At 46.9% G+C, this 9,828-nt stretch carries 5 protein-coding genes; 1 reads left to right on the forward strand and 4 read right to left on the reverse strand.

Translation table 11 applies throughout. The features are described from left to right. Positions 1 to 128 precede the first annotated feature (128 nt). The 3 genes from WCK19_RS07595 to WCK19_RS07605 all read right to left on the reverse strand — a co-directional run bounded on the left by WCK19_RS07595 (position 129) and on the right by WCK19_RS07605 (position 6,172). Positions 129 to 3,104 (reverse strand): hypothetical protein, encoded by a 2,976-nt coding sequence (locus WCK19_RS07595; RefSeq protein WP_342396771.1) that lies wholly within the window; start codon positions 3,102 to 3,104, stop codon positions 129 to 131. Continuing rightward, positions 3,105 to 4,706 carry a murein biosynthesis integral membrane protein MurJ gene (gene murJ / locus WCK19_RS07600; RefSeq protein WP_342396772.1) on the reverse strand — a complete coding sequence of 534 codons (1,602 nt, stop codon included), beginning with the start codon at positions 4,704 to 4,706 and terminating at the stop codon, positions 3,105 to 3,107. 86 nt (positions 4,707 to 4,792) lie between these two features. Next, complete coding sequence (locus tag WCK19_RS07605; RefSeq protein ID WP_342396773.1) at positions 4,793 to 6,172, reverse strand: AI-2E family transporter; 1,380 nt, start codon at positions 6,170 to 6,172, stop codon at positions 4,793 to 4,795. Between the two features lie 277 nt (positions 6,173 to 6,449). Here WCK19_RS07605 and WCK19_RS07610 point away from each other — a divergent pair, with 277 nt between their 5' ends. Then, positions 6,450 to 8,966: a S8 family serine peptidase gene (locus WCK19_RS07610; RefSeq protein WP_342396774.1), complete on the forward strand. Its 2,517-nt coding sequence runs from the start codon at positions 6,450 to 6,452 to the stop codon at positions 8,964 to 8,966. Positions 8,967 to 9,066: 100 nt separating this feature from the next. On the opposite strand, the gene WCK19_RS07615 is transcribed toward WCK19_RS07610, so the two are convergent. Next, positions 9,067 to 9,828 (reverse strand): GAF domain-containing protein (locus WCK19_RS07615; RefSeq protein ID WP_342396775.1); only part of this gene is annotated, 762 nt, incomplete at its 5' end.

A 9,828-nucleotide genomic window follows, 5' to 3' on the forward strand; every position in this document is an offset into this window, starting at 1 on the left:
AGCTTAACAAAGTATTACAAAAATAACCTGTGATTTTTTATAGCTCTTGTCTATTCCTTTGAACCCAAGAATTGGAAGAAGAATGCCTGCTTAACGTGGAAATATCAACAGAACGCAGGGTTACTCTTCTATTTGAGCGGAGGTAGAAAGAACAAAGGACGAGATGGCAAGATATTAATATCACTAATCCGTTGACCTTCAAGGCTAAATTCATACAGACGCGCCACGCCCACCTGCGTATTCAGAGTGGGATTCTGTGGTTCGGTGCGCCACAAAGCAATAAATACTGCCCAATCGCCGTCTCCGGGGCGTATCACTTCTGCGCCCATATCCACCCTATTACCATCCACTGTAACAGTAGTCTCTCGAAGCTTGGGGTCAAAAATAAATACAACCTTCCGCGCGGTTTGCGAACCTGTCAACGCAATAGACCAGTTGCCAAAATGACCGGAGGGATGGGTACCCCAAGGACGGCGATACACATCCAAAGTCAGGGTATATTTGCCGGAAGTATCCGCGTTAAGAGAAGGAGTCAGAATCTCAAAAGCACTGATAAATTTATCACCATCCCGCCGACTGCCAGTATTCAGAATAGCGGGGCTACCAACGGTAGGGGATAAAGATTCGATAGTCTGCGAAGTAGCATCGAGCAACTCTACGCGACTCAATTGCAAACTCTGTCCGGTTGCAGGCTCTATTGAGATTTTGTCACCCGTATTGAGATTGGAACTACGCCAATTGGTTAACCCAACTGTTAAATTCAGGGTAATCTCACGGTTGCCTTGCCGAATAATAGCCTTTTGCGGGTAAAGAGTTGCCAGTGTTAGGGTCAGGTAACTAGTAACCCCGTTCGCTGTTTTACCCTTACCAACGCTATTGCCGTTGAATTTAACCTCATTTTTCCCGATTTCAAGCTCAAGTTTCCCATTTATAGTGGCATAATCTCTCAACGAAAGGTCACGCCCAACATCGTAGGCGGCAAGAGAGGGTTCTTTGCGCTTGTAAAATTTTAACCCGTTACCGCCCCAAACCTCATCGGTTGCGATAAAACCATAAGGAGAAGGGTCTTCATCTGCGCCGAACAAACCATAATCTACCGCTGTCCCGGTGGGTGGGGAAGGCGGAAAGCGATAACCCACCCGGTCATTGCCGTACAGTTTATGCCCGAAACGCTGGAAAATGGTTTGCGTAAATTCGATTGTAGCGGGTTGAGTACGGCGATAGTCGCTAGTTATAACATTTTCGCCAGTCGGAATACTACGCGCCAGATTCAACATCCAAGGGTCATCTGCAAGTTCATAAACCTTGATTTTATCAGTCGAGAAATCTGCTGCCAGTGTCAGTTCTTTGGTATTTTTTATGCGTGGCTCGATTTTATCCCACGCGCCCGGAGGCAACGGCGTATTCTCATCATTCAGGTGGTACACCACCCAGCGAACACCCATACCCTGTAACAGTGCAAGCGATTCTTTTGAAGGGAAATTATCGGTTATATCGCGCAAATCGCCATAAACAGGCGGCACATAACCGCTCATGCCCCCTGCCAACGGTTGGAAATTCGACAGACTGTAAAAATTGCGAATTGCTGGACTATTGCGAGGGTCACGTTGGAAAGGCAACTCTATTACTGCGCCGGAATTTTCAGGTTGCGCCAGCCAATTATAAACCTGTGGCGGATTGGGCAGGATTTTAGGGTTAATATAGGTGATTTCGCTATGGTATTCCCAGAACGCCCCGAACAATAGGATTGCCATAAGCCCAAACGGTAAGAATCTACGGATATTGCCAGAAAAACGCTGCCAGAATGTAACGCTCGCTGCTAGAAAAGCGACTCCCATACCCGCCAGCGCTGCCACCGCCAACGTAACAAACAAACCGTAGCGCATTACGGCACGCAAGCCCTTCCAGCCCGGCACATAATCAAAGAAAAACCCGTAAGGCATGGGTATTTCTGCGCCCCAAGCCTTCAGCGATGGACCAAAACTCATCAGCAGGGCAAAAATTGCTATCCCAAGCCAAACCCAACCTTCGCGCCGTATCAGCTTTATTGGCTCAGGCTCGGCAACTGCGCTGCTATCTCTTTTCTTGCGGTGCATGAATCCATAAATAAACGAGCCTACCAACCCAACTGCGCCAAAAACTAGACCTAACGCGCCCGGAAAGAGTTTGCGCTCACCCCCAGTACCGCCGAAACGGCTCAGGGTAGCGCCCCAGAATAGGTTGTTATCTGTAGCTGCCAGATAAAAACGATAGTTGGCTGAAAATTGCTGCGCTTCGCTGCGGGTACGCTCCGCCGATTGGAGAGAGGCAACCTCAAAATAAGGGGAAGCTACCGGCAATACAAGCAAGCCCACCAACCCAACTCCTACCGCCAATTTTAACAACAAGGCTGGAGAGGGTAGCCGTTTGGTAGAAAGTTGCAGCAACACCACGAAAACGGCAAACACCGGGGCAGTATAAAGTAAGTAATAAAAAGTAGAATAAGCCGTCAAGGTGTAGAAAATAACAAACCCGGCTACCAACCACCAACCGCATTTTATTGATACTTTGAAAGGGCGTGAATCCTGTAGCAACAGTCGCCGTAACATCAAAAAACAGAGGGGCAACCATTGAGTAGAAAGTACATTTAGCTGACTGATACGCCCGATTCGATAAGGCGCAAAAGCAAATACCATGCCCGCCAAAAGCCCACCCAATTTACTCCCGCTAATATCTTTCACCAGAAGATACATAGTCCAACCGCTCAGGGCAAAACTGAACCAAGTTAGAACGTTATACGACAACACAAGATTATTGGTTAGGAAGAAAATCGGCATTGCCTGAAGGGCTGGCGCAATCATGGCATCGGCAAACGCCAGCGAATTGGTATAGGGATAAAACAGATTAGCGTTAAAAAGGTTGGCAGGGTCAGTGGTCAAGCTGTGAATCGTCCAGCGCATTGACCACATCTGGAGAAGGCTGTCTCCTTCGGTGACGGTGGAAACCGCCATATAAGCCGAGAGCGGGTACATTATAAAGAAGGAAACAAACAGGAAAAAATAAAAGGAAAGCGCATCGGGATGCAGTAGGAAGTTTTTTAGTTTTAACGCGATTGACTTTGCCATTTAGCCCTTCAATTTGCGGCGCACCGCCCCGAAAACAAGATTTAGCTCTTCCACTTTCAAAAGACGCAACGCCAGCAAATACACCACTGCCCCGCTGCCTGTGCCTACCGCCAACCCCAGTAAATTGGGTAAAAACCCGCTGGCATTAAACCCATTCGTCAGAAAGCCTGCCACCAAAAAGGCTACCACCGCCATCAGTATCGAACCTAACCCGCTCTTCAGCAACATATAGAATAGCCCGTTACCTCGCAAAGTTCCGAACAAACGGCGTAAAAGTACGAACATCACTAGCATATGTACCAGTTGTTGCAAACTGTTCGCCAGCACCAAACCGAGCATGCGTAATGCGCCCACGGGTAATAACCATGTACAAATTAGCGCAACCAACAGGTAAACCAAATTGGAGAATACTCCCACCAACACAGGGGTAAGGGTGTTTTTGCGAGCGTAAAATGAGAAAATAAGCATTTGGTCAAGAGCAGCGGCAGGCACACCGGGCAGATAACCCAGCAAAGCCACCAGCGTAAACCACTTGCTCTCGTCATTAAAGGCAGCGCGTTGATAAATTACGGTGATGGTTGGCAAAGCTAAAGCCAGTAACCCAAGCGTAGCCGGAATGACCAACACCAGCAACAGACGCAAACCACTCATAAGGGTAAAGCGGAAACTATCGCTATTCTCATCATCTGCCAAACGCGAGAGAGTGGGCAAAATTGCCAGCGAAATGGCGCTTCCCACCAGACCTAACGCGAATTGCTGAAGATTGGTGGCATAGCGCATTGCCGGAATCGCCTCCGAACCAGCTTGATTAGCCAGATTTCGGTCAACCACCAGCGCAAGGCTAGTTATAAGCAGTCCTAGAAATATGGGCAAATAGAGCTTTAGAATTTGCCGTACCGCTGGATGATTCCATTCAAGCGAAGGTTTTAAGGGAATATCGCGCAAACCGGGGGCTTGTAAAACAATCAGCAGGAAAGTACCGAATAATACGCCCAGCACCATGCTCCATACACCCAACCACCAACCCAGCGAAATTGCCACTATGATGATGCCCAGATTGCGTGCCGCCAGCGAAATTGCCGACCAGACGAAACGTTGCAACGCCTGTAACGCCGCCGTCATTATCGAGCTTACTCCCAAGAATACAATCGCCAGCAAGATTATGCGGGTTAAACCAACCGTAAGGTCTTTTATGTCGTCCGTTTCTTTGGTAGCCATAAAACGGGCTAAGGGGTCGGCGACAAGTTGCAGCAACGCCACTACGCCAATGAGAAAGAGCAAACCCAGCGTAAGCAACACATTGACTACTCGCCAGAACTCTGCGCGGTCTTCGGCGCGGGCGGCATAGCGGCTGAGAACCGGAACAAGGGCAGAACTAATTGCGCCACTCACCAGCAAATCAAAAAATATGCTCAGGGTGTTATCGGCTATAACAAAGGCAGTGGCAAAAGCGGAAGTACCGAACAATGCCGCCAACACTGCATCTCGCAATAGCCCGAAGATGCGGGTTAGAATATTACCCAAAGAAATGATTATTGCCGCCCGGATGATTCCTCCGCTAAAGCGGCGTGGGGTAGGAGGAGTTAACTTGACTTGTGACATTAATCCAGTCTGAGAGCTATTACCAATATCAAAAATACCCAATGATTATGGGTCACAAGCCTTGTATCGTCAAGTTTGGGATATAATCAGTCTTCATTACCCAAGAAATGTTCCTGTTCCTGCATCACCACCGGGAAACCAGAGCCACGTAGCGCATGCGAGGTTGGCTCATCTTCGCCTACGAAAAATGCTACATCCAGTTTGCGAGTGGCTCTTAGCTGCTGGATACGGGTAAGAACTTCAGGTTTGCGTAATACTTCGCCTTTTGCGCCTACAAGTAATAAGCGCGAACCAGATTCATAACGATTTAGTGTCTCTAACAATTCCTCGCTCTCGGTATCTGGTTTCAGGATAATTTTCTGGCGGTCGGCATCTACTAATTTGTAATAGAGATAACCAACCAAGATTTTCAGAACTGCTACCACCGGAACGGATAATAACAAACCCATCGGACCTAACAACGCGGCACCCGCAATAGTCGAGAAAATTACCAGAAGCGGGGGAAGTTCTAGAATTTTGCCAACTAGATTGGGGATTACCAGATAATCCTCTATCTGACGCAAGATAAATAATACAATCGCAACCACTATTGCCAGCATCACGCCGTCCAACCCAAAGGAAAGACCCGCCCCGTGTGGCTGGAAATATGCCACTAAGCAGGAAATACCGATTGCAAGATAGGGTCCCACAAACGGAATAAGTTCTAATACGCCTACCATAATTGCCAGCAGGATAGCATAACGAATCCCTAGAATTTCCATTATTATAAAGGAGCTAACGCTCATTATCAGTACGAGAAAAAATTGCGCTTTGATGTACGCTCCCAACACCCGGTCGGCACGTTCAAACAAGCCCAACATCTCGTTTCGCGCCAATAGAGGAAGCGTATCAAAAAAGTGCAGGACAGGACGTGCGCCCATTAACAGAAAATAGAACGTTGTAATCAAGTATAATAGAAAATCAATGAGGAAACGGAAAGTGCCGGAAAGTAATTTAGGTCCGATTTCCTGAGCTATTTCAGGGAGGCGGTTCACTACCCCGTCAACTGCACTGATTACGGTATCCGATTGTACTTCTATACCAGCGATATTTATAGTCGGGCTTACACCCAGATTATCTTTAACAGATTGCTGGATTTTTGGCACATCTTCGGATAGTATTTTTGCTTCCTGCTTTACCGCAGGGACTAACAAAGCTATTACCAACACCAGCGCCACAAAAATTATCAAATAAAGAACCGCCGACCAAACCCAGCGAGGTTTTCCAGTACGCCACGTAAGATATTTAATAGGGTCATTAAAGATAAAAGCAGTAACCAATGCCCAAATAAAGGGAGGTAATATTTCACCTATCTTTAAAAGGAAAGCCACCAGCAAGCCCAACACTATAAAAACTGTAAGACGCTTCATTGTGGGTGAAAACCTAAGCTCCTGAACAGATGGCAGCTTTTCGGTGTTATTTTGCATTGAATTTTCTCCAGAAAAGACGTGAATGAGGACGAAGTTTCACTTTCATCTTTTGATGATGAGACAATATTGATAAATATTTAAAGTAGCTACAAAATTTATGCGAACAGATTACAAAGTAGAGTAGAATTAAAACAAATTATACTCTAGCCCTTTATTCACGGCAATGAAACCGTACATCAAAGTCTTTTCAGACTGGCATATTATATTTATAATAAGGGGACAGTATTTCTAACTCTCAGCAAATATTAACCACAGACAATGGAGAAACCAAAGTATGCCCATCCACAAGTTCAAGGTAGTATTTCTGCTTTTAATTACTTTGCTCGCAGGCTTGTTGATGCAGGCGTGCGGTCCGGAACCAACGCCTGCGCCCACCCCAGAACCCGTCCAGAAGGAAAGTAAGATTGACACGGTGCTGCTTGGAGTGTTGGTTAAATACACCACCACAGAGGGTACGAAAGAGCAAAAATTGCAGACAACAATGGACTATGCTCGCCAACTGAATATTATTGACAACCAAGACGAGGTTAGTTTTGAACTGGAACTGAACGACCCGACTGCCGAAAAACCCATAACCGAAAAAATTGCAACAATGGGCGGTAGAGTCACTAACTCTGCCAGTGAAGGCAATATCGTAAAGCTACGGGTTAAAGTCCCGGTTAAAGTGTTCGTGGACTACGTCAATACAACAAGTCAGGATAATTACCTCTCGGATTTGGCTGGCTTCAAGGGTGTCACGAGCATCAATCTCATATATACGCGCCCAACTCAGGAATTTGAAGGATTAACGCAAACCTTTGAGGCGCTCCAACAAGTGGGGCGTTCAGCAAAGAATGAAGGTGTCAAAATAATGCAAACCGATAAGTGGCAGCAAGCCGGCTTTACCGGTAAAGGCGTGCGCATTGGCATTATTGATGGTGGGTTTAAATTCTTCCAAGATTTACGTGGTAGCTATTTACCTCGCGACTTCAATCCGGTAGATATTGACAAAGAGGTCGGCGGAGATGGCATGCTTGAAGATACGGTGCATGGTAGCGCGGTGACGGAAATTATCTACTCACACGCGCCAGATGCCCAGTATTTTGCCGCCGCAATTGATGGTAGCGATGACCAGTTTTCGCGGGCTATTGATTATATGGTCAAACAGAACGTCAATATTATCTCGGTTTCGATGGGCGGACACGGAACTGCCGGAGACGGTAGCAGCTTTCTGGAGAAACAAATAGAACGTATCAGACAGGAAAAAGGGATTTTATTCGTGTTTTCAGCCGGAAACGAGGGCTATTCGCACTATACCGCCTATTATGAACCTGATGCCAGCGGTTGCCATCAGTTTGCGCCGGGCGTTACCGGCATGGCGCTGGGAAACCCTTCAAGCGCACCGTTCCCCGGTTATGTGATGCTAAACTGGGAACAGTGGTTAAACGGTGGGGTCAATCCCAATGCCACCGACCTTGACCTATTTATAACCGATAGTAAGGGTGGAACCACTTTGATAAGCAGCACCGGCGACCAACGTTCCCGTACACCCAAAGAGTATGTACCCTTAAAATTAAATCCGGGGCAATTGGTTTATATCAAAGCCTGTGCCAAGCGCACCGGCGGAAAAGTTGAACGTTTCAGGCTGCACATCTTTAGTCACGATTTGCCTCTCCAGTTTGTGGTCCCTCGCCTTGCCATCGCTGACCCGGCTTCGTCTAAAGGCGCGTTGGCAGTAGGCGCGACTAATTATAAAACAGATGCCATCGAGTATTACAGCAGTCAGGGACCATTAACAAACGGAGTATTTAAACCTGAGATTTCTGCCCCTGCCAGTGTAAGCAGTGCCGCCTATGAGGAAGAAGGCAGCGGTAATTTCCCCGGCACCAGCGCCGCCTGCCCGCAGATTTCGGGTATGGCAGCAGTATTGAAAAGCGCTAATCCCAACCTGTCCATAGGCGATTTTACAACTGTAGTGCTGGAACACGCCAAAGACTTAGGCGCGGCAGGTCCCGATGTAGCTTTCGGATACGGACGCGCCGATGCCGGGAGCAATCCGAGCGCAGCCAACGCCAAACCGCAGAGTAAATTGCCCCCCTCGCCCACGCTTAATAAAGAACCGGATATAAATCCAATCTTGATTGTAACTTTAAATTCGCAATTTGCTTACCCAACGCCAGTAGCAACACCCCGCAAGGTTAGCGTCACCGCTACTACAGGCGCATCCAACGCTACCACAGCAGCGCCCGTCACCGATGTGCCGATAACCCCTCAACCGATTGGTAATGTCACTTTTGAAGATCTTTTCAAGGATACTAGCAGCGGACTACCAAACGTGGGAGCCACTCTTTATCAAAACGGACGTTACAGCGTGAAAGCTAATAGCAGCCAGTTAGTCTGGGGCGTTTATCCTAACAGCAAAATTCAGCCTCAATCTTTCAGCGCAGAAGTAACGCTACAGGGGATTAATGGAGATACCGGACTATATGGGCTTGTATTCTGGTATCAAAATCCCAGCAGTTATTATCTCGCCAGCGTAACAGGAAGCGGTCAGGTGCAGGTTAGCCAGTTTAACAATGGTAGCTGGAAACAAGTTTTAGCATGGGCGAAAATTGGAGCATGGAAAGCGGGAACTTCAAACCGATTCACTATCCAGACCGCTGATGGTGGTTTGAAGATTTTCGTGAATAACCAAGCGGTAAATGCACAACCGATTAAAGCTACAGGTTCAGGTTCAATTGGTTTTGCAGCCGGTAGCTATAGTGGCGCAGTAGAAGCAAGTTTTACCCAATTCCGCTTGAGTACACGCTGAGGTTAGCATAGCAGAGAATTAACAAAATGAAGACTGTTCGCGTGTCTCCAGGAGCGGGCAGTTTTCGATTAAGGTCTAAAACAAATTTTGAATTGATAAATTAAGACTGGCTAAGATTGGGGTTAATTACTCGAATACCCGGTGCTGGTTCGGTAGTTGCCAACCGAGCAATTTTCTGATAGGCACGGATACGCTCGGTCATCTCGGAAATTGCTTTCTTCATCACTTCAAAAACTTCGGGAGTGGGTTCTTCTCCAAAATCGGTAATCAACTCTATTTCTGCCTGCAACAAGGTGAGAGGCTGGCTAAGCTCATGTGCCGCGGTACGCGCCATAATCAGAGCCGCTTGTAATTGTTCTTGCTTATGCTGGTTTTCAATTTGCCGGGCATATTGAACGGCATAAGAAATTTGAGCTGTCAACATTTCAGCATAACGTTCGTCATCTTTAAAGAAAATTTTGCTCTCATAAGAAAGCAAGCTTAATACTCCTAAAAATTGGTCTGCTGCAAACATTGGTATAAATATTCCAGATTTCCATTGTGGGTTCGGATCAATAGATATGCCAGTTAGATGCTGCTGGAGTGAGGTTAAATCTGGAATCATCAAGGTTTGCTTTAGAAGCGCCACATTACCGGCAATCCCGACTCCGACTTTCATTTCTCTAAGCCAATCTGGTATATGGGCATCGTCTCTGGTATAACGTGAAGCATCTCCCTCCTTAAGCTGTTGAGAGGTATCTAGGAAGATTTCTAAATCGAGGCGTTGCGGGTTATTCCGATTTACCAAATGAATTGAACCACGCTCTGCCCCTAGTACCTTCATTGCAATTTTAAGAGCATATTCGGTAGTTTTATCAAGGTC

Origin of the sequence: Candidatus Chlorohelix sp. (assembly GCF_037138995.1) — a bacterium.
GTDB lineage: Bacteria > Chloroflexota > Chloroflexia > Chloroheliales > Chloroheliaceae > Chlorohelix.

Bases quoted from the DNA above. Each gene is read 5' to 3' on its own strand.
- murJ (WP_342396772.1), bottom strand. From the start codon at position 4,706: ATGTCACAAGTCAAGTTAACTCCTCCTACCCCACGCCGCTTTAGCGGA.
- WCK19_RS07605 (WP_342396773.1), bottom strand. From the start codon at position 6,172: ATGCAAAATAACACCGAAAAGCTGCCATCTGTTCAGGAGCTTAGGTTT.
- WCK19_RS07610 (WP_342396774.1), top strand. From the start codon at position 6,450: ATGCCCATCCACAAGTTCAAGGTAGTATTTCTGCTTTTAATTACTTTG.
- WCK19_RS07595 (WP_342396771.1), bottom strand. From the start codon at position 3,104: ATGGCAAAGTCAATCGCGTTAAAACTAAAAAACTTCCTACTGCATCCC.